The 24055-nt window shown below is 71.1% G+C and carries 23 protein-coding genes; 9 read left to right on the forward strand and 14 right to left on the reverse strand.

From position 1 onward, the window contains the following. Positions 1–15 precede the first annotated feature (15 nt). From ABD830_RS14485 to ABD830_RS14495, 3 genes are all read right to left on the reverse strand, one after another. The gene (locus tag ABD830_RS14485; RefSeq protein ID WP_344987312.1) at positions 16–882 is read right to left on the reverse strand and encodes a carbohydrate ABC transporter permease; all 867 of its coding nucleotides are present in this window, start codon (positions 880–882) and stop codon (positions 16–18) included. Then, positions 866–1825 (reverse strand): carbohydrate ABC transporter permease, encoded by a 960-nt coding sequence (locus ABD830_RS14490; protein ID WP_344987313.1) that lies wholly within the window; start codon positions 1823–1825, stop codon positions 866–868. Before ABD830_RS14490 ends, ABD830_RS14485 begins: the two co-directional genes overlap by 17 nt. A 214-nt stretch (positions 1826–2039) precedes the next feature. Continuing rightward, on the reverse strand, positions 2040–2993 hold the full coding sequence (locus ABD830_RS14495; RefSeq protein ID WP_344987314.1) for a LacI family DNA-binding transcriptional regulator: 954 nt from the start codon (positions 2991–2993) through the stop codon (positions 2040–2042). Positions 2994–3173: 180 nt separating this feature from the next. On the opposite strand from ABD830_RS14495, the gene ABD830_RS14500 reads away from it, so the two are divergent. Genes ABD830_RS14500 through ABD830_RS14515 form a run of 4 tightly spaced genes read left to right on the forward strand, consistent with a single transcriptional unit; the run spans position 3174 to position 7949 of the window. Then, positions 3174–4079 (forward strand): NAD-dependent epimerase/dehydratase family protein, encoded by a 906-nt coding sequence (locus ABD830_RS14500; protein WP_344987315.1) that lies wholly within the window; start codon positions 3174–3176, stop codon positions 4077–4079. Further along, positions 4076–4948 (forward strand): 5-dehydro-4-deoxyglucarate dehydratase, encoded by an 873-nt coding sequence (locus tag ABD830_RS14505; protein ID WP_344987316.1) that lies wholly within the window; start codon positions 4076–4078, stop codon positions 4946–4948. Before ABD830_RS14500 ends, ABD830_RS14505 begins: the two co-directional genes overlap by 4 nt. Continuing rightward, positions 4945–6000, forward strand: coding sequence for a mandelate racemase/muconate lactonizing enzyme family protein (locus ABD830_RS14510; RefSeq protein WP_344987317.1), 1056 nt, complete (start codon positions 4945–4947; stop codon positions 5998–6000). Before ABD830_RS14505 ends, ABD830_RS14510 begins: the two co-directional genes overlap by 4 nt. Next, entirely contained in the window at positions 5997–7949 is a 1953-nt protein-coding gene (locus tag ABD830_RS14515; protein WP_344987318.1) for a DUF6807 family protein, read from the forward strand. The genes ABD830_RS14510 and ABD830_RS14515 overlap by 4 nt, the downstream gene beginning before the upstream one ends. Before the next feature lie 43 nt (positions 7950–7992). Here the strand turns inward: ABD830_RS14515 and ABD830_RS14520 are convergent, their stop codons facing one another. After that, positions 7993–9054: a 3-deoxy-7-phosphoheptulonate synthase gene (locus tag ABD830_RS14520; RefSeq protein WP_344987319.1), complete on the reverse strand. Its 1062-nt coding sequence runs from the start codon at positions 9052–9054 to the stop codon at positions 7993–7995. A gap of 321 nt (positions 9055–9375) precedes the next feature. On the opposite strand from ABD830_RS14520, the gene ABD830_RS14525 reads away from it, so the two are divergent. After that, complete coding sequence (locus ABD830_RS14525) at positions 9376–10371, forward strand: acyltransferase family protein (RefSeq protein ID WP_344987321.1); 996 nt, start codon at positions 9376–9378, stop codon at positions 10369–10371. Positions 10372–10384: 13 nt separating this feature from the next. Next, the gene (locus ABD830_RS14530; RefSeq protein ID WP_344987322.1) at positions 10385–11608 is read left to right on the forward strand and encodes an acyl-CoA dehydrogenase family protein; all 1224 of its coding nucleotides are present in this window, start codon (positions 10385–10387) and stop codon (positions 11606–11608) included. On the opposite strand, the gene ABD830_RS14535 is transcribed toward ABD830_RS14530, so the two are convergent. Continuing rightward, the gene (locus tag ABD830_RS14535; RefSeq protein ID WP_344987323.1) at positions 11557–12402 is read right to left on the reverse strand and encodes a TetR/AcrR family transcriptional regulator; all 846 of its coding nucleotides are present in this window, start codon (positions 12400–12402) and stop codon (positions 11557–11559) included. The two genes, ABD830_RS14530 and ABD830_RS14535, sit on opposite strands and share 52 nt — an antisense overlap. An 87-nt stretch (positions 12403–12489) precedes the next feature. Between ABD830_RS14535 and ABD830_RS14540 the strand changes: the two genes are divergently transcribed. Continuing rightward, complete coding sequence (locus tag ABD830_RS14540) at positions 12490–13380, forward strand: SDR family oxidoreductase (RefSeq protein ID WP_344987324.1); 891 nt, start codon at positions 12490–12492, stop codon at positions 13378–13380. On the opposite strand, the gene ABD830_RS14545 is transcribed toward ABD830_RS14540, so the two are convergent. Further along, entirely contained in the window at positions 13377–14042 is a 666-nt protein-coding gene (locus tag ABD830_RS14545) for an alpha/beta fold hydrolase (RefSeq protein WP_344987325.1), read from the reverse strand. The two genes, ABD830_RS14540 and ABD830_RS14545, sit on opposite strands and share 4 nt — an antisense overlap. A gap of 121 nt (positions 14043–14163) precedes the next feature. Continuing rightward, positions 14164–15120: a LysR family transcriptional regulator gene (locus tag ABD830_RS14550; protein ID WP_425567070.1), complete on the reverse strand. Its 957-nt coding sequence runs from the start codon at positions 15118–15120 to the stop codon at positions 14164–14166. Positions 15121–15228: 108 nt separating this feature from the next. On the opposite strand from ABD830_RS14550, the gene ABD830_RS14555 reads away from it, so the two are divergent. Both ABD830_RS14555 and ABD830_RS14560 read left to right on the forward strand, forming a co-directional pair. Then, entirely contained in the window at positions 15229–16149 is a 921-nt protein-coding gene (locus ABD830_RS14555; protein ID WP_344987328.1) for a zinc-binding dehydrogenase, read from the forward strand. 46 nt (positions 16150–16195) lie between these two features. Further along, a complete protein-coding gene (locus ABD830_RS14560) occupies positions 16196–16633 on the forward strand; it encodes a nuclear transport factor 2 family protein (RefSeq protein ID WP_344987329.1) in 438 nt (145 codons plus the stop codon). 53 nt (positions 16634–16686) lie between these two features. On the opposite strand, the gene ABD830_RS14565 is transcribed toward ABD830_RS14560, so the two are convergent. The 7 genes from ABD830_RS14565 to ABD830_RS14595 form a co-directional block, all read right to left on the reverse strand. Next, positions 16687–18144: a sialidase family protein gene (locus ABD830_RS14565; protein WP_344987330.1), complete on the reverse strand. Its 1458-nt coding sequence runs from the start codon at positions 18142–18144 to the stop codon at positions 16687–16689. A gap of 189 nt (positions 18145–18333) precedes the next feature. Then, positions 18334–19449, reverse strand: a complete 1116-nt coding sequence (egtE, locus tag ABD830_RS14570; protein WP_344987331.1) for an ergothioneine biosynthesis PLP-dependent enzyme EgtE — start codon at positions 19447–19449, stop codon at positions 18334–18336. Beyond that, on the reverse strand, positions 19446–20426 hold the full coding sequence (gene egtD, locus ABD830_RS14575) for an L-histidine N(alpha)-methyltransferase (RefSeq protein ID WP_344987332.1): 981 nt from the start codon (positions 20424–20426) through the stop codon (positions 19446–19448). The genes egtE and egtD overlap by 4 nt, the downstream gene beginning before the upstream one ends. A gap of 14 nt (positions 20427–20440) precedes the next feature. Continuing rightward, on the reverse strand, positions 20441–21160 hold the full coding sequence (gene egtC, locus ABD830_RS14580) for an ergothioneine biosynthesis protein EgtC (protein WP_344987333.1): 720 nt from the start codon (positions 21158–21160) through the stop codon (positions 20441–20443). A 1-nt stretch (position 21161) separates the two neighbouring features. Continuing rightward, positions 21162–22454, reverse strand: a complete 1293-nt coding sequence (gene egtB / locus ABD830_RS14585; RefSeq protein WP_344987334.1) for an ergothioneine biosynthesis protein EgtB — start codon at positions 22452–22454, stop codon at positions 21162–21164. Continuing rightward, positions 22451–23680, reverse strand: coding sequence for an ergothioneine biosynthesis glutamate--cysteine ligase EgtA (gene egtA / locus ABD830_RS14590; RefSeq protein ID WP_344987335.1), 1230 nt, complete (start codon positions 23678–23680; stop codon positions 22451–22453). The genes egtB and egtA overlap by 4 nt, the downstream gene beginning before the upstream one ends. 104 nt (positions 23681–23784) lie before the next feature. Further along, the gene (locus ABD830_RS14595; RefSeq protein ID WP_344987336.1) at positions 23785–24024 is read right to left on the reverse strand and encodes an anti-sigma factor family protein; all 240 of its coding nucleotides are present in this window, start codon (positions 24022–24024) and stop codon (positions 23785–23787) included. Positions 24025–24055 lie beyond the last annotated feature (31 nt).

Genomic DNA, 24055 nt, shown 5'->3' on the forward strand with positions numbered 1-24055 from the left:
CGGGGGGTGGAGGAACTACTTCAGTCCCGTGGTGGCCACACCACGGATCAGGTATTTCTGACCGGCCAGGAAAAAGCCGAAGATAGGACCGAGCGCGATGATCGACATGGCGAACATGGGTCCCCATTGCGAGTCGCTGCTGGCGTCCAGGAAGGTGCGAAGCGCGACCGGGACAGTGAAGTTGTCCGGGTTGTTGAGGTAAAGGAGCTGGCTGAGGAAGTCGTTCCACGTCCAGATGAACGTGAAGATCGCGGTGGTGGCCAGCGCGGGCAGGCAGAGCGGCATGACCACTCTGATGAAGATGCGCCAATACCCCGCCCCGTCGATCTCGGCCGCTTCGTCCAGCTCCCTGGGCAGCGTACGGATGAACTGCACCATAAGGAAGACGAAGAACGCGTCTGTCGCCAGCACCTTAGGCATCACCAGTGGCCAGATGGTGTTGATCAGGTCAAGCTTCGAGAACATGATGTACTGCGGCACGATCACCACGTGGTGCGGCAGCATGATCGTGCCCAGCATGATGGCGAACCAGAGCTTCTTCAGCGGGAAGTTCAGCCGGGCGAAGGCGTAGGCCGCCAGCGAGCAGGCCACCAGGTTGGCCACCACCGAGATCGCCGTGACCACCGCGGAGTTCCACAGGTAGTAGCCGAAGGGGTGCTTCAGCGCGTTCCAGCCCTCGCTGTAGTTCTTGAGGGTGACCTGGCTGGGCCACAGTCCCGGCTCACGGAAGATCAGCTCTTCCGGCTTGAGCGAGCTGGAGATCATCCAGAGCAGCGGATAGAGCATGACCAGGCCGAAGCCGATCAGCAGGATGTGCTTGACCACCGGCCCGCCCCTGAGGGGGCGGAACAGCACCGGGACCGGCCTACTTGGTGTCGCCATAGAAGACCCAATACTTAGACGCGAGGAAGTTCACTCCGGTCAGGGCGGCGATGATGAGCAGCAGGACCCACGCCATCGCCGCCGCGTAGCCCATGTCGTAGCTCTTGAACCCCTTCAGGTAGAGGTAAAGCGTGTAGAAGAGGGTGGAGTCGGCCGGGCCGCCCTTGCCGTTGCTCACGATGAACGCCTGCGTGAACGACTGGAACGACTTGATGACCTCGAGCACGAGGTTGAAGAAGATGATCGGCGTCAGCAGCGGCAGCGTGATCGAGCGGAACTGTCGGAGTGTTCCGGCGCCGTCCACGGCCGCCGCCTCGTAGTAGCTGGCGGGGATCTGGCGCAACCCGGCGAGGAAGATGATCATCGGGGCGCCGAACGTCCACACGTGCAGGAGTATCAGCGTCCCGAGCGCGGTGTCCGGGTCGCCGACCCAGCCTGGACCCTGGATCCCGAAGATCGACAGCACCGCGTTGACCAGACCGTCGGCGCCGAAGACCTTGCGCCAGAGGATCGCGATCGCGACGCTGCCACCCAGCAGCGAGGGCAGGTAGAAGATCGAGCGGTAGAACGACAGCCCGCGCAGCCCCCGGTCGAGCACCAGGGCCAACCCCAGAGCGAAGGCCAACTGGAGCGGGACCGACACGACCACGTAGACCGTGGTGACCTTCAGCGAGGCGAGGAATCTCTCGTCCTGGGTGAACATCTTGACGTAGTTGTCGAGCCCGACCCACTTGGCCTCCTTGAGGAGGCTGTAGTCGGTGAAGGACAGATAGAGCGAGGCGACGATCGGGCCGATCGTGATGACGAGCAGGCCGACGAACCAGGGCGCCAGGAACAGGTAGGCGGCCCGGGCCTCGCGGCGGGCACGTAGCGAGGTGCGGCGTCCGCCTTGCGGGGGCTGGATGGCCGTCTCACGGGTCTTCACCGCCACCGAGTCAGCCATGACGGAACTCATTCGTCATTCACGGACCTTCCGGCGAGATCTGAATGGATAGCGCTTTCCTATAGCTGGCAGGAAAGTTACGTCAACCCTTTGCAGGCGTTACATAGACGTTACCGATATATCGTTACGGCGTTTGCCCAGCTAGAGCGCCTGCCTGCTGAAGAAGTCAGATGAATCCGATGCGTGCTTAATACAACCGGTTGCAGCAGGCGGGCTATCGTGGTGGCGCGGTGGAGTCCCTGATGACCAGGTGTGTCTCCAGCGAGGTGGTGGCCGTGACCTCCTGGATCAGGAGGTCCACCGCGAGCCTGCCCGCCGCGGCGGTCGGCATGGCGACCGTGGTGAGCTTGGGGCGGTTCAGCCGTCCAGAGACGATGTCGTCGATCCCCACCACGCTGACGTCCTCCGGCACGCCCAGCCCGAGCTCACCGAGGCCCTCGATGAGCCCGATCGCCACCAGGTCGTTGTAGGCGAGCACGCCGGTGGCCCCGGAGTCCCGCACCTGAGCCGCGGCGGCGAACCCGCCCCGCTCAGTGGGCGCGTTGGGGCCGATGACGACCAGCTCGACGCCGAGCACCTGTTCGGCGGCCGTACGGATCTCCGAGCTCGTCCACGAGCCGGCCGGCCCCGACACCAGCGCCACACGGCGGTGCCCGAGCCCGGCCAGGTGCTCGACGGCCAGCCTGGCGCCGTTGCCGACGTCCATCAGCACCGTGGCGGCGCCGCGCAACCGCCGGTTGATCACCACGAACGGCACCCGCTCGGCCAGCCGTTCGAGCACCTTGTTGGACGCCCTGGGGCTGCAGAGCACCAGGCCGTCCACCTGTTTGGAGAACGCCTGCACCAGCTCCTCCTCGGCGGCCGGCTCCTCGTCGGTGTCGGCCACGAACAGGTGGTAGTCGCGCTGCCTGGCCGCCGCGTGAGCCGCCTTGATCAACGGAGGGAAGAACGGGTTGGCGATGTCGGCCACGATCAGGCCGAGGTTGTGGGTGCGGCCGGTCGTGAGCGCCCTGGCCGCCCGGTTGGGGCGGTATCCCAGCTCCTCGGCCACCGTCAGCACCCTGGTGCGGGTGGCCGCGTTCACCATGTGCGGCGCGGAGAACGTCCGCGACACGGTCGATACATGCACCCCGGAGGCCCGGGCCACATCACGAATCGTCACTGTCACAGTCGCTCACCCTAACGCAACCGCTTGCAGAATCCCTGAGTACCATGAAAGCGCTTGCCGAGCGATTGCAGCGGGAAAACCCTGCTCCAGCCGGGGCTACGAAATCACCACTTGACGCCTCGGCCTCGGTGACACAAAGGTTTAGTGCAACTGTTTGCAGTCTTGAAGGAGCCCCCCACGGTGAGCAGAGTCCTCGTCACCGGAAGCGCAGGACGTCTCGGCCGCAGCGTGGTCAGCACGCTGGCGGCGGCCGGACACGAGGTCATCGGCGTGGACCGGGCGCCCGGCACGCCGTCCGAGGCCGCGGCCGTCCTACCGGCCGACCTCACGGACACGGGCGAGGCGTTCGAGGCGATCGCCAGGTTCCGGCCCGAGTCCGTGATCCACCTGGCCGCCATCGCGACGCCGTTCAGCTACCCGGAATCCGTGATCTACAAGGTCAACACGCAGCTCGCGTTCAACGTCTGCGAGGCGTCCGTGGCGCTGGGCGTGCGCGGCGTGGTGGTAGCCAGCAGCCCGACGGTCATCGGGTACGGCGCCCCGGGCGGCTGGGCCCCCACCTACCTGCCGATCGACGAAGAGCACCCGGTACGCCCGTGGAACGCGTACAACCTGTCCAAGGTCGTCGCCGAGCAGACCATGAAGGCGTTCGCGCTCGCCGGGACCACGCAGATGGCCGCGGTGCGGCCGTGCTTCGTCATCCCGCCCGAGGAGTGGGCCGGCGCGCCCACGCAGTCGGGGCACACCGTGAAGGAACGGCTGGACCGGCCCGAGCTGGGCGGTGTCTCGCTGTTCAACTACATCGACTCTCGCGACGCCGCCGAGCTGATCGCCGTGCTGGCCGAGGCGCTGCCCGAGCTGCCGAACGGCGAGGTGTTCTTCGCCGGCGCCGCGGACGCGCTGGCCAGGAAGCCGCTCGCCGACCTGCTGCCCCAGGTCGTGCCCGGCACCGAGCCGTTCGCGGCCGGGCTCACCGGCACCTCCCCCGCTTTCTCGACGACCAAGGCACAGCGCCTGCTCGGCTGGCAGCCCAAGCGGAGCTGGCGCCATGAGCTCAAGGAAACCGAGTTTAAGGAAAGCGAATGAATCTGAGCGGTGTGCTGTTCTTCCCCGTGACCCCCTTCGACGCCGACGGCGGGCTCGCCGAGGAGGTGCTGGCCGAGCACATCCGGCAGGGCATGGAGCACGGTCCCGGCGGCGTGTTCGTGGCGTGCGGCACCGGCGAGTTCTCCGCGCTGTCGGAGGCCGAGCACGCGCGGGCGGTGCGGGTGGCGGCCGAGGTCGTGGGCGGGCGGGTGCCGGTGTTCGCGGGCGCGGGCGGCCCGCTCGGCACGGCGCTCACCCAGGCGCGGGCCGCGCGCGAGGCGGGCGCCGACGGGCTGCTGCTCATGCCGCCGTACCTGGCGCAGGGTCCCGGGCACGGCTTCGCCGCCTACGTGGCGGCGGTGGCCGCGGAGCTGCCGGTGATCGTCTACCAGCGGGGCTCGGTGGTGCTGGAGCCGGAGGCCGTGGTCGAGCTGGCCGGGCTCCCCGGGGTGATCGGGCTCAAGGACGGCGTGGGCGACATCGACCGGATGCAGCGGATCGTTCTGGCGGTGCGGGAGACGTACCCGGACTTCCTGTTCTTCAACGGGCTGCCGACGGCCGAGCTGACCATGCCCGCCTACCGGGGCATCGGCGTGGAGCTGTACTCCAGCGCGGTCTTCGCGTTCGCGCCGGAGATCGCGCTGGCCTATCTGAACGGTGACGAGCGGCTGCTCACCGGGTTCTACGCCCCGCTCGTACGGCTGCGCGGCAAGGTACCCGGCTACCCGGTCGCCCTGGTCAAGGCCGGGGTACGGCTGCGCGGCCTGGACGTGGGCGCCGTCCGCCCGCCGCTGGTCGAGCCGACCGAGGAGCACCTGGCGGAGCTGGAGCAGCTGATCAAGACGGGGCTGGAGCTGGCGGCGTCATGACGATCGCCGACCTGCGTACCTCGCTGCGAACGGTCCCGCTGCCGCGACCCTGGGGCGCCGACGTGCCCGCCAACCACGTGGTCGTGTGCGAGGTCACGCTGAAGGACGGGCGGAGCGGGACGGGGTTCTCGTGGACGCCGCAGATCGGGGCGCACGCCGTACAGGCCCTGCTCGACCACGACCTGCGTGAGGCGCTGATCGGGCTGCCCGCGCACCCCGAGGTGGTGTGGGACCGGCTCTGGCGGCACCTGCGCGAGGCGGGGCCCGGCGGGATCACCACGATCGCGCTGGCCGGGATCGACCTGGCGCTGTGGGACCTGCGCTGCGGCGAGCGCGGGCTGGCCGACGTGCTGGGGCGGCGGCGCGACGAGGTGCCCGTCTACGGCAGCGGCGTCAACCTGCACTACTCGCTGGGGGAGCTGGTGGCGCAGGTCCGGCGCTGGGTGGCGGCCGGGTACCGGGGCGTCAAGATCAAGGTGGGCCGGCCCGACCTGGCGGAGGACGTGGCCCGGGTGGCCGCCGTCCGCGAGGTGATCGGGCCCGACCGGCTGCTGATGATCGACGCGAACCAGCGGTGGGACCTGCATCGGGCCAGGCGGGCCATTTCCGCGCTGCGGGAGTTCGGGCTGCACTGGATCGAGGAGCCGCTGCCCGCCGACGACGTGGCCGCGCACGTGGAGCTGCGGCGCTCCATCGACGTTCCGGTGGCGGTGGGCGAGAACGTCTACACCACGTACGGGTTCCGCGACCTGCTGGCCGCGGGCGCGTGCGACGTCGTCCAGCCGAACGTGGTGCGGGTCGGCGGGATCACGCCGTTCCTGCGGATCGTGGAGCTGGCCAGGACGTACGATGTACCGGTCTATCCGCACCTGCTGAGCGACGTGTCCGGCCAGCTCGCGCTGGCCCTGCCGCTGCCGGTCATGGCGGAGGACGTGGAGGACGCGTCGTTCGCGGCGCTCGGGCTGCTGGAGGAGCCGTACCCGGTGAACGTGTCCGACGGGGTGCTGCGGGCGAGCGAGCACGCGGGGCTGGGACTGAGGTGGTCCCGATGAACGGCCCAATGAACGGCCCAGTGAACGGCCCCGTGAAGGTCGTACTCGCCGGCGCGCACGGGCACGGGCGGCACCATCTCGGCAACCTGCGCAGGCTGACCCATCTGGGGCAGATCGAGCTGGCCGGGATCTGCGACGTGCGGCCCGCCGAGGTGGACTTCGCCTCGCCGCTGCAGTCGCCCGACCTGGGCGAGCTCCTCGCGAAGACCGGCGCGGACATCACGGTCATCTGCACGCCGATCCACACGCACGCCGACCTCGCGGTCACCGCCCTGCGTGCCGGGTCGAACGTGCTGCTGGAGAAGCCGCCCGCCGCCAGCCCCTCCGAGCACGCGCGGATCGCCGCGGCGGTGGCGGAGACGGGGCTCGCCTGCCAGGTGGGCTTCCAGTCCCTGGGCTCGGCGGCGATCCCGGCGCTCCGCTCGCTGATCGCCGACGGCGCCATCGGGCGCGTGCGCGGCATCGGCGGCGCGGGCGCCTGGGAGCGGCCCTCGTCGTACTTCACCAGGTCCACCTGGGCGGGCAAGCGCCGGCTCGACGGCGTGGACGTGGTGGACGGCGCGCTGACGAACCCGTTCGCGCACGCCGTCGCGACCGCCCTGGCCCTGGTGGACGGCCCGATCGCGGAGATCGAGACCGAGCTCTACCACGCGAATCCGATCGAGTCGGACGACACGTCCTGCCTGCGGATCCGGCTCGACGACGGTCTCGTGATCACGATCGCGGTGACGCTCTGCGCGACCGGCAGGAGCGAGCCGTACCTGATCGTGCACGGCGACGCGGGCCGCGCCACGCTCGTCTACACGCAGGACCAGCTCAAGGTCGAGCTCCCGGACGGCTCGGTCACGACGACCGTGTACGAGCGTACGGACCTGCTGGAGAACCTCATCGACCACCTCCGCACGGGCGCGGACCTGCTGGTGCCGCTCGCCGCCACGGAGTCGTTCACGCAGGTGCTGGACGCGGTCCGGCTGGCCCCCGAGCCGTCGCCGATCCCGGAGCGGCACCAGGTCGTCGAGCGGGATCCCGAGTCCGGCGAGGTCACGCAGCGGTTCCTGCCGGGCGTCGCCGAGCTGACCGCGCGCAGCGCCGAGGAGCTGGCGCTGTACTCGGAGCTGGACGTGCCGTGGACGACGGTGGAGCTGCGCGTCGCCGACACGGCGGTGGCCTCCTACGAATGGCGGCCCGACCTGCCGGTCACCGACTCGCCCCGGCCCTACCTGCACCCGGTGCGCACGCTCGGCGGCGTGGAGGTCACCCAGCTGCGTCCCGAGGACCACGTGCACCACCTCGGGGTCGGAGTCGCGATCTCCGACCTGGGCGGCGCGAACTTCTGGGGCGGGCGCACCTACGTCAAGGACCAGGGTCCGACCTGGCTGGACGATCACGGCGTGCAGCGGCACCTGGCGTTCCCGCGGCTGGACGACGACGGCTTCGCCGAGCAGCTGGAGTGGGTGGGCCCCGGCGGGCGGCTGATGGCGCGCGAGGAGCGTACGGTGCTCGCCCGGCCCATCGACGGGGCGTGGGCGCTGGAGTTCTCCTTCACGCTGACGAACCTCGCCGGCGCGCCCATAGAGATCCACAGCTCGGCGACCAAGGGCCGGGAGGGCGCGGGCTACGGCGGGTTCTTCTGGCGCGCGCCGGGAACCTCCACCGGCCGGGTCACCCTCCCCGGGGACGAGCACGCGGTGCACGGCAGCCGTTCCCCGTGGGTGGCCATGGCGGGCACCGCGCCCGAGGGCCGCGACTGGACGCTGGTCTTCGCCCAGACGGCCGACGATCCGTGGTTCGTACGGGTGGAGCACTATCCGGGAGTGGGCCAGGCCCTGGCGTGGGACCGGCCGCTGGTGCTGGAGAGCACGCTGACGAGGCGGGTCGTCACCGCCGTGATCGACGGGCGGCTGGACCCGGCCTCGGCCTCCGCCGTCGCCCGCGACCTGCTGCGATGACGGGGTGGTGGCGGCTCGAGCCGAGCCGCCACCACCGCGTGGCTCAGCTCTTGGACGCCCTGCGGGAGCGCGCGGCGGCCGCGAGGACGTCGAGCAGGCGCTCCGTCTCGTCCCAGCCGACGCAGGAGTCGGTGATGCTCTGCCCGTACGTCAGGCCCTCGCGGGGGCCGGGCTCCTGCCGGCCGGGGACGATGAAGCTCTCCACCATCAGACCGGCGATCCCTTCCTCGCCCTCCGCGATGCGGGCGGCGAGCTCCCTGACCACGGCCGCCTGACGTACGTGGTCCTTGCCGCTGTTGCCGTGGCTGGCGTCCACGATCAGACGCTCCGGCCGCTGGGCCTTCCGCAGCAGCGCGAGGGCGTCGCCCACGGAGTCCACGTCGTAATTGGGGCCGCCACGGCCGCCGCGGAGAATGATGTGGCAGTCCGGATTGCCCTTCGTGCTCACCACCGCGGCCCGCCCCTCGTCGTCGATGCCGAAGAAGACCTGCGGGTGGGCGGCGGCGTGCACGCCGTCGATGGCCACCTGCACGTCGCCGTCCGTGGCGTTCTTGAAGCCGACGGGCATGGACAGGCCGGAGGTGAGCTGCCGGTGTACCTGGCTCTCGGGTGTACGCGCGCCGATCGCCCCCCACGTGACGGCGTCGGCGATGTACTGCGGGCTGGTGGGCTCCAGGAACTCGCAGCCGACGGGCAGTCCCGTGCCGAGCACGTCGAGGAGCACGGTGCGGGCGAGGTGCAGACCTCGTCGCACGTCATGGCCGCCGTCGATGTCCGGGTCGTTGATCAGCCCTTTCCAGCCGATGGTCGTCCGCGGCTTCTCGAAGTAGACGCGCATGACCACGCACAGGGCATCCTCCATGCCGCGGGTGGCCGCGGCCAGACGGCGGGCGTAGTCAAGTGCCGCCTCCGGGTCGTGTACGGAGCACGGTCCGATGACGAGCAGCAGCCGATCGTCGTCACCGGCGAGAATGTCGCGGACGGCACGACGGCTCGCCGCGACGAACTCCTCTTTCTCCTCCCCCAACGGGAGTTCCGCGCGAAGCTCCGCGGGTGCGGACAGGGCTTCGAACGAGGTGATGCGTAGATCCCTGGTCACAGTCATGAGGTGGGCCTGCTCTCTAGCGCTCGGGCGGCGATACGGCCCACGCCCGAAGGTCCGGAGCCGACCGCCTAAATGACGAAAAGGCAGGAGACGAGTCTCTCTGCCTTTGGCTCCGGATGAACAGTTGATCAGCGCATGTGATCCTGGGCCCCACCCGGAGCCTGCACATAGCGCGAAAATCGACTGATCAGCGGCATGTTGTGAACCGTACCAGCCGAGACGACCACGACTCAAGTCGGCCGCCAGGACATCGACCCTTCCGCAACCCCTCACTCCCCGTTTGCCGGCGGTTACTGGGGCGGTGGCTAAGGTTCGTGACCTGTGAAAAGCGCAGCCGTCACCGCGGAGCCCGTCACCGTCAGGGACCCGTTCTTCGACAACGCCAAATACCTGGCGATCCTGCTGGTCGTGTGCGGTCACCTCATCGAGGACCAGCGGGACGCGGCCGTCCCGCACGCGCTCTACTTCTACGTCTACGTCTTCCACATGCCGCTGTTCATCGTGCTGAGCGGCTACCTGTCGCGCCGGTTCACGTTCTCGGCGGGGAAGGCGCGCAAGCTCATCTCGACGCTGGCGGTGCCGTACCTGATCTTCGAGTTCGCGTACTCGCTGCCCCGGCTGATCCTGTACGGGAAGTTCGAGCTGAGCCTGCTGGACCCGTACTACCTGACCTGGTTCCTGCTCTCGCTGTTCCTGTGGCGGCTGTCGACGCCGGTGTGGCAGCAGCTCAGGTGGCCGCTGGCGATCGCGGTCGCGCTGTCGCTGCTGACCGGGACGAGCGCGCTGCCCGACGAGCTGGCCATGAACCGGACGTTCGGCCTGCTGCCCTTCTACGTGCTGGGGCTGATGCTCAAGCCGGAGCACTTCGCGTGGCTGCGCAGACCGTCCATGCGGCTGACCGGGGCGTGCGTGCTCGGCCTGGGGCTGGCGGCGGCGCTGCTCGTGCACGACCGGGTGCCGACGGAGTGGATCAGGTGGCGCCTGCCCAACTCGGCGCTGCACGTGGACGACCTGACCGGCACGGCCGTCCGGCTGGGGCTGCTGGTGGCCGGGGCGGTGCTGGTGGCGGCGTTCCTCGCGGTGACGCCGGCGCGGCGCACGTGGTTCAGCGGGCCGGGCGCGGCCACCATGTACGCGTACCTGCTCCACGGTTTCGTGGTCAAGGTCGCCGAGCGGTTCGAGCTCGGCGTCCCGCTGTCGATCCTGCTCGGCGTGGCCGCCGCCACGCTGCTCTGCACCCCGCCGGTTCGCCGGATCTTCCACTGGGCGGTCGAGCCGCGCATGTCCTGGGCCTTCACCCCGCTCCGCCGACCATGACACGGTGTCGGGTATGGCCATCGACTTCACCCTCGCTCCCGAGCACGAGGAGATCCGCCGGCGGGTCCGCACCTTCATCCAGGACACCGTCATCCCCGCCGTGGAGGAGGTGAAGGAGGCCGGCCGGGACGCGTACCTCCGGACCATCTTCCAGCTCCGGGCCCAGGCCAAGGCGGAAGGGCTGTGGCTGCCCCACATGCCGAAGGAGTGGGGCGGCATGGGGCTGGGCCACGTGGAGCTGGCCATGGTGCAGTCCGAGGCGGCCAAGACCCGCATCGGCCCGTGGGTCCTGAACTGCATGGCGCCCGACGAGGGCAACACGCACACGCTCCTGCACTGGGCGACGGACGAGCAGAAGGAGAAGTACCTCCGCCCTCTCCTGGAGGGAACGCAGATGTCCTGCTTCGCCATGACCGAGCCGGAGGTGGCGGGCTCCGATCCGACCCTGATCCGGACCTCGGCCGTGCGCGACGGCGACGAATGGCTCGTCAACGGCCACAAATGGTTCATCTCCAATGCACGCCGGGCCAACTTCGCCATCCTCATCGCCCGTACGGAGGATGACGTGCCGGAGGGCTCGCGCGGCGCCAACACCGCCTTCCTCGTGGACCTGCCCCAGCCGGGCTGGAACGACGTACGCGAGGTGGAGACGATGCACGGCTCCACGGGCCACAGCGAGATCGTCATCGAGGACCTGCGCCTGCCCGACAGCCAGATCCTCGGCGGGCGCGGCAACGGCCACCGCCTCGGCCAGTATCGCCTCGGGCCGGCCCGGCTCGCCCACTGCATGCGGTGGATCTCCGAGGCGGAGACGGCCCTGGACATGATGGTCGACCGGGCGCTCAACCGCTACAGCCACGGCTCACTGCTGGCCGAGAAGCAGGGCATCCAGTGGATGATCGCCGACTCGGCCATGGAGCTGTACCAGTGCAAGCTGATGGTCCTCCACGCCGCCTCCAAGATCGACAAGGGCGAGGACTTCCGCACGGAGGTGTCGATGGCCAAGCACTTCGTCGCGGGCAGCCTCAACCGGATCGTGGACCGCGCGATCCAGGTGCACGGGGCGCTCGGCTACTCGACGGACACGCCGCTCGCGCACATGTTCCAGCACGCCCGCTGGGCGCGCTTCGCCGACGGCGCCGACGAGATCCACCAGATGCGCATCGCCGAACGCACGATAGCCGCCTACCAGGCGACCGGCTCGACCAGCTCGGCCACCGGCGGCCTCCCCCTGTGAACTCGGCTGCGGCGGGGGGCGGCCGGTACCTCGCTGCTCCGCTCCCACGCCAGGCCAGAGGCGGCTACGGCGGACTGGGACCAAGAACCACGGGAGCCTCTGCCCGACGACATATTTACACCATAGAGGGGCCTCGCCCCGTAAAGGAGGGCCGATCGAGATCCGACTGGTCCCTCAACTGGGCGGCGAACATCGGCTCCAGGGCGTTCAGCATGAGCGTCCTGGCTCGCTCCGTTCCGCCGGCGATCCTGCCCGCCATCGCCAGTGACACGCAGCCGTGCAGGAATGCCCAGATCGTGTCGACCGCACCGGGAGGATCGGCCAGCTCGGCCCCCCCGCGTCTGCGCGATGTCCTGCAACGCGCCGCGGAAGACGCGGAAGGCGTTCCTGGCCTCCAGCGGCGTCTCAGCCGTGCCGAACGGCACCCCGTCCATGCCGTTCATCGCCTGGTAGAGCTCCGGCGAGGCGAACGCGAACGCCCAGTACGCCTCGGCCATCGCGACCAGCCGCCCCTCAGGGGCGCCCTCCGCCGCCAGGCTCAGCCGCTCGGACAGCTCGGCGAAGCCGAGCGTCATCAGCTCGACGAGCAGATCCTCCTTGCTGGAGAAGTGCTGGTAGAGGATCGGCGCGCTGTATTCGAGCTTGCCGGCGATGCGGCGGATCGTGACCGCGTTCCAGCCCTCTTCGGAGGCGATGACCCGGGCCGCCTCCAGCAGCCGGACGCGCATCTCCTGCCGCTCCCGCTCGCGCCGCTTCTTGCTGGCGCTCGGCTCGGGCTGGGCCTTCGTCGTCACGATGCGTCCTCTCTCTTGACGCCGACATCCTATCGCCGGTCTAATTCCTAACATTGATAGATTTATGAACGACGTTAGGAGCGCATCGTGATCGTCGTGTTCGGCGGGACAGGCAGGGTCGGGCGTCAGATCGTGGAGGCACTCCGCCAGGAGGGAAAGGCGGTGCGCGTCGTCACCCGCGATCCCACCTCGGCGCACACGGTCCAGGGCGTCGAGGTTGTCGAAGGCGACGTCCACGACCGGCGCACGCTGGTCCGGGCCGCGGTCGGGGCGCGGGCGATCGTCTGCACCGTCCAGGGCGGCGACGGCAAAGGGAAGAACGGCCCCAAGGGCATCGAGGGCGCGGGGATCCCGAGCCTCATCGGCGTCGCGCGTGACACCGGGATCGAGAACTTCGTCTACGTCTCCTCCGCCAGCGCCCGCGCCGACAGCCCCGTGGAGTTCTTCCGGCTCAAGTTCGAGGTCGAGCGGGCACTGCGCACCAGCGGCCTGCCGTACTCGATCCTCCGGCCCACCCACCTGATGGACACCTGGGTGGAGCTGCTCGCCGAGTCGATCGGCAAGAAGGGCAAGGCCACCATATTCGGCTCAGGCGCCGGCCCCGTCTCATGGGTGGCCGGCAGGGACGTCGCCCGGGTCGCGGCCGCGCTCGCCGTCCGCCCCGGCGAGGGCTGGTCCGCCGACCTCGGCGGCCCAGAGCCGCTGACGCTCAGGCAGGTCAACGCGCTCATCGCGGCCTCGCTGGGCCTGCCGATCAAGGGCGAGAACAGGATGCCGGTCGGGATGCTCCGGGCGATGAGCCCCCTGACCAGGCCGTTCAACGAGGTACTCGCGCGGCGGATGCAGATGGGGGCGCTGCTGGACACCCAGCCGCAGATCGTCGACTCCGGCGCGGTCTGGGCCCGGTTCGGCGAGCCGCTGTCCCTGCCGGCCTGGCTGGAGATCAACCGCTCGAGCACCGGGGCGGCCGCGGCTTAGGCGACGTCGAGCAGGATCTCCAGCAGCTCCTGAGGAGCGTCGCGCATGAGGTTGTGCGCGCTGTCCACAGCGTGTGTGGTCCATGCAGGATCCTGACGCAGCCGCTCGTAGACGGGGGTGAACGGCGACTCGCCGTCCCATCCGGCCGCGTACACGTAGTCTCTGCGGCGGATGTGCGCGAGGTCGCCGGTGAGCCGGAGTGGCTGGAGCACCGACGCGAGCGGGTGGGCCGTGGCCCGCGGGTCGAAGAACGGCATCGGCCGGGTCGCGTAACCGCTCTCCTCCACGTCCACGTACCACCGCCGCTCCTGCTCGGAGACCAGGCTCCAGCAGGAGTCGCCGTGCCCGGGCACCACGGCGTCCAGGTACACCAGGCCGCGCACCCGCTCGGGCGCGCGGTCGGCGGCTCCGGTGATCACCATCCCGCCGTAGCTGTGGCCGATCAGAACGGCGTCCGTGATGTTCCCGGCCGCCAGCACTCCGATCACGTCCTGGATGTGCGTGTCGAGGTTCACGCCGCCGTGGAGCAGGTGGCCGCGCTCGCCGACCCCGGTCAGCGTCAGCGGGTACGCACGGTGCCCGTGGCTTCGCAGCCGCTCGGCGAGCTCGTCGAAGCACCAGCCGCCATGACACATACCGGGGATCAGGACAAATGTCGTCACCATCCGGATGCTAGCAGGGATCGAACCGATCGGTACCATCTGTGCTGATCCAGGACCGACTGCTGGCGCTTGACGTGTTCGGCGAGTGCTCAGTAGCTGCCGGCCAAGGGGGCAGGTTTCCCTAGGAGACCGTGAGTTTCGCGTGGTCGGTGTCGGGGAGCCAGTCGCGCTCGGGTGTGTAGTCCAGCCAGCGGCGGGTGCGGCCCGTTTCGGTGAAGCAGCGGAGCAGGGTGTCGAGGAACGGGTGGCGGTGCGATTCGCGCCAGGCCAGTGACCAGGCGTACAGCGGGGTCGGCTCGACGAGGGGGATCGAGCGCAGGCCCGAGTGGTCGGACAGCGGCGCGTCGGCAGGGAACAGCGTGAAGCACGAGGTGTCGGCGCGGATGTGCTGGACGAGGTGGTCCAAGCCCAGGTTGGGACCGTCCTGCCGCCGCGTGATCTGGAACTGGGTGGCGAAGCGGCGCAGGAAGTCCAGGCGGGTCAGCTCGGCCGGGCACCACAGGGTGCTGTCGCGTAGGTCGGCCGGGCGCAGTTCGTGGGCGCGGGCCAGCGGGTGGGACGTGCTGACTACCGCGTCGACGGGTTCCAGCCGCACCAGCCGCTGAGTGAGGCCCGCGTCGCGGCCGCCCGGCAGCGGGTGCACCCGGCCGAAGCCCAGGTCGGTGTCGCCGCGCAGCAGCGCCGCCGCGACCGATGGCCAGTCGCGTCCCGGGCCTGGTTCCAACCGCACCGTACCGAGCGCCTGCACCGCTTGGGCGACGGTGCGCATCGGCGCGTACAGGTGGCCCCACGTGTCGATCCGTACGGCCGGCCCGGTGCCCGTCACCGCCGTGACCGCGCGTTCCCCCGCCGCCAGCGCCTCACGCGCGGCCGGCAGGAACCGCTCGCCCGCCTCGGTCAGCCGGGTGCCGCCCTCGCGTTCGAACAGCCGGACCGCCAGCACCGTCTCCAGTCGCGCGATGCGCTTGGACAGTGCCTGCTGGCTGGTGTTCAGGTGTTCGGCGGCGCGCCCGAAGTGCAGCGTCTCGGCGGTCACGGCGAACGCTCGGACCAGGGCCAGGTCGAGATCCACGCCCATGACCATATGCGACAACCGTGCGTTGTCGGCTGAGCGGTCGCGTTGTTGGCCCGGCCACCGCCTCACCCGGTGAAGTGGTCGCAGACGCCACCGAGGGAGGTAACAACAATGAAGGCACTCATCCCAACCGGGGATCCCGCCGAACCGGTCGTGCTCGCCGATGTCCCCGAGCCGACGCCGCGCCCGGACGAGGTGCTGGTGAAGGTCGAAGCGTTCTCGATCAACCGGGGCGAGACGTTCAAGCTGGAGAATCCCGCGCCCGGTGACCGGCCCGGCAAGGACATCGCGGGGCTGGTGGTGCAGCCGGCCGCCGATGGCAGCGGGCCGGCCGGCATCACGCGGGTCGTCGGCCACCCCATGACGGGCGGCTGGGCGGAGTACGTCGCGGTGCCGACCGACGCGCTCGCGGAGCTGCCGGACACCGTCTCCGCGGCGCAGGGCGCGGCGCTGCCGCTGGCCGGGCTCACCGCGCTGCGGCTGCTGCGCACCGCCGGGGCCCTGCTGGGGCGGCGCGTACTGTTGACCGGCGCGTCGGGAGGTGTGGGGCACTATGTGACCGAGCTGGCCGCCGCGGCCGGGGCCGAGATCACCGCCGTGACCCGGGACGCCGAACGCGGGGCGCGGCTCAGCGAACTCGGCGCGGCCGAGATCGTCCATGACGTGGCCGACGCGCGCGGACCCTACGACATCGTGCTGGAGTCGACCGGCGGCCAGGCCCTGCCCCTCGCGCTGGCGCGGCTGGCCAGGCGCGGCACGCTCATCTGGTTCGGGCAGGCCGGCCGGACCCCGGCGACGCTCGACTTCTTCGACTTCTTCGCCGGGCCCGAGTCGGCCGTCATCCGCCACTTCCACTACCTCGACGCCGACACCGGCCTCGGCGACGACCTCGCGACGCTCGTCCGGCTGACCTCCCACGGCCGCCTGCACCCCGAGATCGGTCGTGTCGCCGACTGGGCCGACACCGCGACCACCCTCACCGACCTGCGCGACCGCCGCATCCGAGGCAAGGCCGTCCTCACCCTCTCCTGAACCGCCGCATCCCGGAACGACCGGAAACCACCGAAGGAGTACGACCATGACCACCACCACCGACCCGCGGACCGTCGTCATCCGCTACATCGAGGCCGTCCGCGACGGCGACGCCGAGATCATCCACGACAGCTTCGCCGAGGACGCGACCTGGCACTACCCGGGCGACCTGCCCATCTCCAATGTGTGGCAGGGCCGCGACGCGATCATCAACGACTTCCTGGGCGGCATGGGACCGGTTCTGGTCCCCGGAACACTGGAGATCGAGCTGGTCAGCACGATCGCCGAGGGCGACCGCGTGGTCGCCGAATGGACGTCCAAGGCCAGGACCGTCTACGGCGGCACCTACGACAACCGCTGCATCGGCATCTACACCGTCCGCGACAGCCGCATCGCCTCTGTCATCGAGTACGCCGACACCCGGCACGTGGCCGCCGCCCTCTTCCCGGCCCACCACACCCCCCGGCCCACCGGTACCGAGTGAGCCGCCCGGCGGGGTCCGGTCGGACCGGACCCCGCCGGGCGGCGCACAAGGGCTCAGCCGGAGAAGAGCGCGCTGTGAACGTCCACAGGGTTGGCGGCATCGCCGGTGGCCACGCCGTACACGGCCGTGAAGGCGTTCCCGCCGACCGAGACCAGGCCGGTGTAGTCCCCGACCAGGCGTCCCACGCTCGTCGCCGGCACCTTACGCGCGTCGAACGGCCCCTCGATGTGCTGCTCGCTCCACGCCCCGGACCGCGTGCAGTCGGTCGCGCAGGTGACGGCCCACACATCGGTGGGCAGCGTGGCGGGATCCGGGGTGTTGTTACGGAAGTCGTAGTAGGTGACCGCCACGGTGCCCGTCCGGGACGCGGCGACGACCGGTACGGCGGCGGAACCGGTGGGCGTCTTGTCCACGCGGACCGGGCTGGACCACGTCTTCCCGCCGTTCGTCGACCGCGAGTAGGCCACGTGGAAGGTGCCGTCGGAGTCCTGGCTCTGCCAGACCGCGTTCACCACCTGCGTGCCGGGCTGGGCGGCCAGCAGCGGCAAGGAGGCGTTGCGGAGCGGGTCACCCGAGTTGTCCGGGTCCGGGATGCGAGGGCCCACCGCGAGCGGGGCCGGAACGTTCAGCGTCGGCGCCGACCAGGTCCGGCCGCCGTCGGTCGAGCGGATGACCTGGGTGGCACCGTCGGTGTCCGTCTCGTGGTGCATGCCGATCAGCAGCGTCCCGTCCGCGAGCGGCACCAGCTGGGTGCCGATGACGCCGCTGTTGGCGGGTACGTCGTACACCTTGCTCGTGGTCCAGGTGCGCCCGTCGTCGGTCGACTTCGCCAGGTAGATCGGCTGTACCCAGCTTTCCTCCGTGCTGTCGATGCGGTCCCAGACCGCGTAGACCACGCCCGGGTGATAGGGATCAGCGGTCACCGACGGGCGATCGTTGAAGAAGCGCGGATTGTCGTCCCGTTGCAGGGTGACCGGCGCGTCCCAGTGCCGGCCGCCGTCAGCGGACCGGGACACCAGAATGGCGGTCACCTCGCCGGTGCGGGACAGCGAGAACGACGCGGCCACCGCCGCACCCGACGGTGTGACCGTGACCCAGTTGTCGGTCGTGACGTCGTAGTCTCCGCCGTTGGCGGCCGTGCCGCCGTTGCACCGGGAGAAGGCGGGCAGGTTCTCGGACCGCCGCCAGGTCTTGCCGTAGTCGTCCGACACGGCGGTGACCGCGCCGTTGCTGCCGTACCGGTTCCAGCGGTCCTGCTGGAACACCGTGACGAGGTGCCACGGACGGTTCGGGTCCCGCGCCAGCATGGGCAGGACCTCGGCGTTGGGGTTCAGGGTGTAGCCGTCGGCCGGGGGAAGCCCGCAGCCTGCGGGCAGCGGGCTGGTGCCCGAGACCGGCCGCACGATGGCAGGTCCGGAACGTGAGGCATCATCCGCGGCGGCGGGCTGCGCGACGGCGCAGGCCAACAGGATGGCCGCTGCGGGTAACAATGCCCTGGAGCGTCGGATCACGAGCCTTCCTCATCTTTGTTGATGGGGTGTCCATTGGGAGCGTTGCCGCCCCGTCGGGGAATCTGGCGTGCCCGGGGAGCCAGCAAACGATCAAGGGCAGATTACTGCGACATGATCAGTTTCGTCCGCGATTGTCCGAAGGACAGTCCAGGTCGCTGTCTCAGGCTGGTCCGGCTCGACGACCAGGGCTCAGCGGGCGAGGACGCGGGCCAGGGCGTGCAGGGTCTCCAGGGGCGTGCCGGGTGGCGGGGAGACGCGGAGCACGGGTTCGCGCAGGTCCAGCGGCGCCCGGGCGGTCGGCACGACGCTGACCAGCAGGGCTGACTCGGCCGCCCGGACGGCGGCGGCCTCGGCCGTGTCACCGGGCGGGGGCCTGAGCGTGACGAGTGCGGACGGCTCGTCGAGCGGCTCGGCCACGCGCCACCCGCCGGCCCCGTCGAGCACGCCGCGTGCCGTGCGGCCGAGGTCGGCCAGGTGCGCGTGGACGGCGGGCGGGCCGAGCGCGTGGTGTTCGAGCACGGCCACGCCGAGCCCCGCCCGTGCCGCGACCGCTGACTCCGCACTCTCGTACCGCACCGCGCCGGGAACCGGGTCACCGGCCTGCGATGTCCAGAGGTGGCCGCGCAGGCTCGGGGTCGCGGCGTCCATGGCCGGTGTGAGGCCGGGGACGATCAGGAAGCCGACGCCGCGCGGGCCGGCGAGCCACTTGCGGGAGGTGCCCACGTACGCGGTCGCGCCCGCCCCGCGTACGTCCACGTGCCCGAGCGACTGGCAGACGTCGAGCACGAGCAGCACCCCGGCCGCACGGCACCGCGCCCCGATCTCCCCCACCGGCTGCACGACGCCGCGATGGGAGGCGACGTGCGAGACGATCACCAGGTCGAGTCCCGCGCCCAGCTCCGAGGGGTCCAGGCGGCCGTCGTCGTCCACCGGCAGTTCGACCGGTTTCCAGCCGCGCTGGGCGGCCAGGCGGTGCAGCAGCATCAGCGTGCTGCCGTACTCGGTGCGCGGGTAACCGACGCGGCTGCCCGGCTCCAGCCGCCACCCGCCCAGGAGAGCCGCCATCGCCGCCGTGCCGCTCTCCAGGAACGCCACATCCTCCGGAGCGGCTCCCACCAGCGCGGCCAGGGCCGCCTTCGCCGGGGTGAGGTCCGGTACGGCCGCGTAGCCGCCGCGTTCGCGTTCCAGCCGCAGGTGCGCCACGACGGCGTCGAGCACCCGATCGCTGGGCACGTTGCACCCGGCCGCGTCGAGATGCCCGGGCGGCATCACGCTGCGCGCGGCCCGCCAGGTTCCGGCGATCACGCCTGCGCCAGGACCAGGGTGAAGTCGCCTGCCAGGTCGGTGTAGCCACGGCGGACCTGGAACCCCGCCGCCACCAGCTCCTGCCGCAGCCCCTCCGGCCGGAACTTGGCGCTGATCTCGGTACGCATCTCCTCCCCTTCTGCGAAGTCCACCGCCATCCCGAGGTCCTCGATCCGCACCCGCATGTCACGGGCGGCCCGCAGCCGCATCTCGATCCAGTCGTGCCGTTCGTCGTACAGGGCCACGTGCTCGAACGCCTCCGGCTCGAAGTCCGCCCGCAGCTCCCTGTTGATCACCCGCAGCACGTTGCGGTTGAAGGCGGCCGTCACCCCCGCCGCGTCGTCATAGGCGGCCACCAGCCGCCCGGTGTCCTTCACCAGGTCGGCCCCGAGCAGGAACGTGTCCCCGCGCCGGAGCGTGGCCCGCACCTCCTTCAAGAACACCCTGCGGGCGGCGGGGTCCAGGTTCCCTATCGTGCCGCCGAGGAAGGCCACCATCCGCCGCCCGGTACGCGGCAGCAACCCCAGATGCCGCTCGAAGTCGGCGCACACCGCCTGCACCTCCAGCCCGGCGAAACGCCCGGCCAGCCGCCGCGCCGCCGCCTCCAGGGTGACGGCGTCCACGTCCACCGGCGTGTACGTGCGCAAGGTGCCCGCCGCGGCGAGCGCCTCCAGCAGCAGCTCCGTCTTCTCGCTGGTGCCCGACCCCAGCTCCACCAGCGTGTCCGCGCGGGAGGCCGCCGCCAGGTCGGCGGCCCGCGCCCGCAGGATCGCCAGCTCCCGCCGGGTCGGGTAGTACTCGGGCAGGCGCGTGATGCGGGAGAACAGGTCGCTGCCCGCGGCGTCGTAGAACCACTTGGGCGGCAGCCACTTGGGCGACGCGGTCAGGCCGGTCCTGACGTCGCGTTCGAGTGCCTGCCGCAGATAGTCGCGGTCAAGATGGCTGATCACATGCACGATGGACTGGCTGACGGCCATGAGGCCTCCTTGGATCACAACGGCTGCAGGCTCACGCGGTCGCGGGTGACGGTCAACAGGCTGCGTTCGGGGACGGCCTGCCAGCCCGGCAGGTCGTCGAGCGGCTCACTGGCCACGAGCACGCCGTCGTCGTGCTGCCGGTAGAAGAGCGTGTCGCCCCAGACGGTCGCGGCGACCGACGCGCCGTCGCAGGCGAGCAGGTTGAGGCGGGCGGCGGGGTCCTTCTCCCCGGCGTGGACGACGACCTCGGCCAGCGCCGCGCCCAGGCCGAGCCCGGTGCGGCGGCGCAGGAACACGGCGGCCGCGACCCAGGCGGCGTCGCAGGCGCTCTCCGCGCTGTCGGCCAGGTCGTCGGCGAGGTCGCGGAGCGCGTCCCTGCTGACGCGCCCGTTGTGGCTGAGCAGCCACCCGCCGTCGGTGAACGGCGCGGTGGCGCTCTCCTCGATCGGCATGCCCGTGGTGGCCGAGCGCACGGCCGCGAGCAGACAGGTCGAGCGGGCGACCTGCGCGAGCGCGGGCAGGTTGGCGTCGGCCCAGATGGGCACGGTACGGCGGTAGCGCACGGGCTCGGCCCGCGCGGCGTCGTACCAGCCCATGCCGTAGCCGTCGGCGTTGATCAGGCCCTGGCGCTGGCGCCGTGGCGCGTACGACTGTTGGAGCAGGCCGTGCTCGGGCTCGTGGATGAGCCAGGTGAGCGGGCGGGGAGCGCCGAGCCAGGCCGCGTGCCTGCACACCTCAGACCAGCTCCGAGCGCGCGCACCGGAACCCGGTGAAGATCTGGCGGCGGATCGGATAGTCCCAGTTCCTGAACGTCGTGCGCACCGCCGCCGGGTCGGCCGCCCAGGAGCCGCCGCGCAGCACCCGGTATTCCTGGCCGAAGAACACCTCGCTGTACTCCTTGTACGGGAAACTGCGGAAGCCCGGGTAGGGCTGGAACCAGGAGTCGGTCCACTCCCAGACGTCTCCCACCATCTGCTCGGCCCCGTACGCGCTGGCCCCGGCCGGATAGGCGCCGAGCGGCGCGGGGTGGGCGGCGCGGTGGCCGAGGTTCGCCCGGTCGGGGCCCGGGTCGTCCTCGCCCCATGGGTACCGGCGTGCCCGCCGGGCCTCCGGGTCCCATCCGCAGGCCTTCTCCCACTCGGCCTCGGTGGGCAGCCGCTTGCCGGCCCAGCGGGCGTAGGCGTCGGCCTCGTACCAGCTCACATGCTGGACCGGCTCGTCCATCGGGACGGGCTCGGTGCGGCCGAAGCGGGTGCGCCACCAGGTGTCGCCGTCCCTGACCCAGAACAGCGGGGCGGAGACGCCGCTGCGCTGCCGCCACTGCCATCCCTCCGCGCTCCACCAGCGCGGGTCGTCGTAGCCGCCGTCCTCGACGAACGCCAGGTAGGCGCGGTTGCCGACGGGGAGCCGGTCGATCCGGTAGGCGGGGAGCTCGACCTGGTGGGCGGGGCGCTCGTTGTCGTAGGCCCAGGGCAGCGTGTCGGTGCCCATGAGGAAGGGGCCGGCGGGCACGTACACCTCCTCGGGGCCGCCGCTCCGGCCGGGCGGCAGCTCGCCCTCGCGCACCAGGCCGGGCTGGCCGGACAGCTGCAGGGTGGCCAGCATGGTCTCGTCGTGCTGGTGCTCGTGCTGGATCACCAGGCCGAACACGAAACCGTCGCGGTGCAGCGGCGTGGGGCCGTCGAGGTCGATCGCGTCGAGGACGTCGAGCACGCGCCCGCGTACGCCCTCGATGTAGCGGCGAGCCTCGGCCGGGCCCAGGAGCGGCAGGGTGGGACGGTCTTTGCGCGGGTGCTTGAACGCGTCGTAGATGTCGTCGATCTCGGGGCGGAGCGGGTCGATGCCGCCGGCCTCGCGCAGCACCCAGAGCTCCTCGTAGTTGCCCACGTGCGCGAGGTCCCACACCAGCGGCGACATCAGCGGCGAGTGCTGGCGTACCAGCAGGTCGTCGTCCGCCGCCGTGTAGGCGAGCGACCGGTCGCGCACCGCCAGGAGCTCGGCCGCGATGCGTTCCTTGAAGTCGTTCATTGCCGTCCTTCCCCGTCGAGCCAGGCCGGGACGCGCCGTCCCGGCACCGCATCCATCAGGTCGGCCGCCGGCGAGCGGCCCGTGGTCACATGCCGGTCGGCGAACGCCGCAACCTCGCCGACCAGGCCGGGGGACGCGCCGAGGCGGGGCAGCGCCTCCAGTGCGGCGCGGAAGCACGCCTCGGCGGCCCGGCTCAGTCGCGGGTCGGCCAGCCCGCACCGCGCCGCCGTCTCCCACCACGTCCGGTACGGCTCCACGGCGGCGAGCGCGGCGTCGGCGGCCCGGTGGTCGGTGACGAGGGCGTGGGTCACGGCCGCGCACACCGGCCACGCCGCCGGGTGCTGGGCGTCGAGATAGCGGATCTCCAGCCAGCCACGGGCGCGCACCGGAGGGAAGACCGTCGTGGCGTGGTACGCCAGGTCGTCGGCGGTGGGCCGGCGCTCGCCGCCGCCGTTCAGCCAGTCGCGGAACGTCGAGCCGTCGCGGACCGGCCGGCAGCGCTCCTCGCCCTCGCGGATCAGCATGAGCCGGGCGTCCAGCAGGTACTCGGCCCAGTCGGCGACGGGGTCCGCCGAGGCGGGCACGGGTGAGGTGCGGGTGCGGTCGAGGTGCTCCCACACGGCCTGGCGGCCCGACATCCAGCCGCACGGACGGCCACCGCTCAGCGGTGAATTGGCGAAGGCCGCCGTCAGCACGGGGCCGAGCGCGTGCGCCCGCTCCCAGCGCGCCGCCGGCCGCTCTCCGAGGTCCAGGTTGACCTGGACGGACGCGGTCGAGCACATCATCAGCGGCCCGTACGGCTCGCCGAGGAACTCGGCCATGGCCTCATAGCGCGGCAGGCGCAGCTGACGGCGGGGCGACCGCACCGGGTCGAGGCCCAGCCCGGCCAGGACCAGCCCCTCCTCACGCAGGGCGGCGCGTACGGCCGCCACGTCGGCGGCCAGGCAGGCGATCGCGTCCGGCAGCGGGGCCGCCGGGCCGGACAGCTCGAGCTGGCCGCCCGGCTCGAAGGTCACCCGGCTGCCGCCTGGCAGGGCGGGGAGCGCCCGCTCCACCCTGGCCAGCGGGACGTACGCGGCCTCGGTCGCACGGTCGAAGACCAGGAACTCCAGCTCGACGCCCACCCGGTCCGCGACGTCCAGGCCCGGCTGGAAGCAGCGGCGCGCGAACTCCGCCACCTCGGAGGCATCCCGCAGCGGCGTGCCCTCGGACGTCAGGCCGATCATCGTCTACCCTTCGCGTGGCGCACGGGTATACAGACCCGCGAAACTCGCCAGCGTTACAGGTAATTTCTCGGCAAAAGCGTCGGGCCGGGCTCACCGGCCGCCGGTCATAACCTCCGCCGCTCGCGGAAGGCCGACAGGAGCCGCGCGCGCACGTCGGCGGGCAGCTTCTCCGGCGGCGGGTCGCCGAGGGCGCCGATGGTCACCCGGAACTGCTCGAAGTAGCGCTCGCACCCCTCGCAGCAGGCCAGGTGCGCTCGCACGCCGTCGCGTGCCGGCCGGTCGAGGGCGTCCTCGAGGTAGGCGGTGAGGTGCTCCGCCAGTTCGTCGCAGGTGAACCGCTTCACGACGTCGACCGCCCTTTTCTCTGGATATGAA

Source organism: Nonomuraea helvata (assembly GCF_039535785.1).
Classification (GTDB): Bacteria; Actinomycetota; Actinomycetes; order Streptosporangiales; family Streptosporangiaceae; genus Nonomuraea; species Nonomuraea helvata.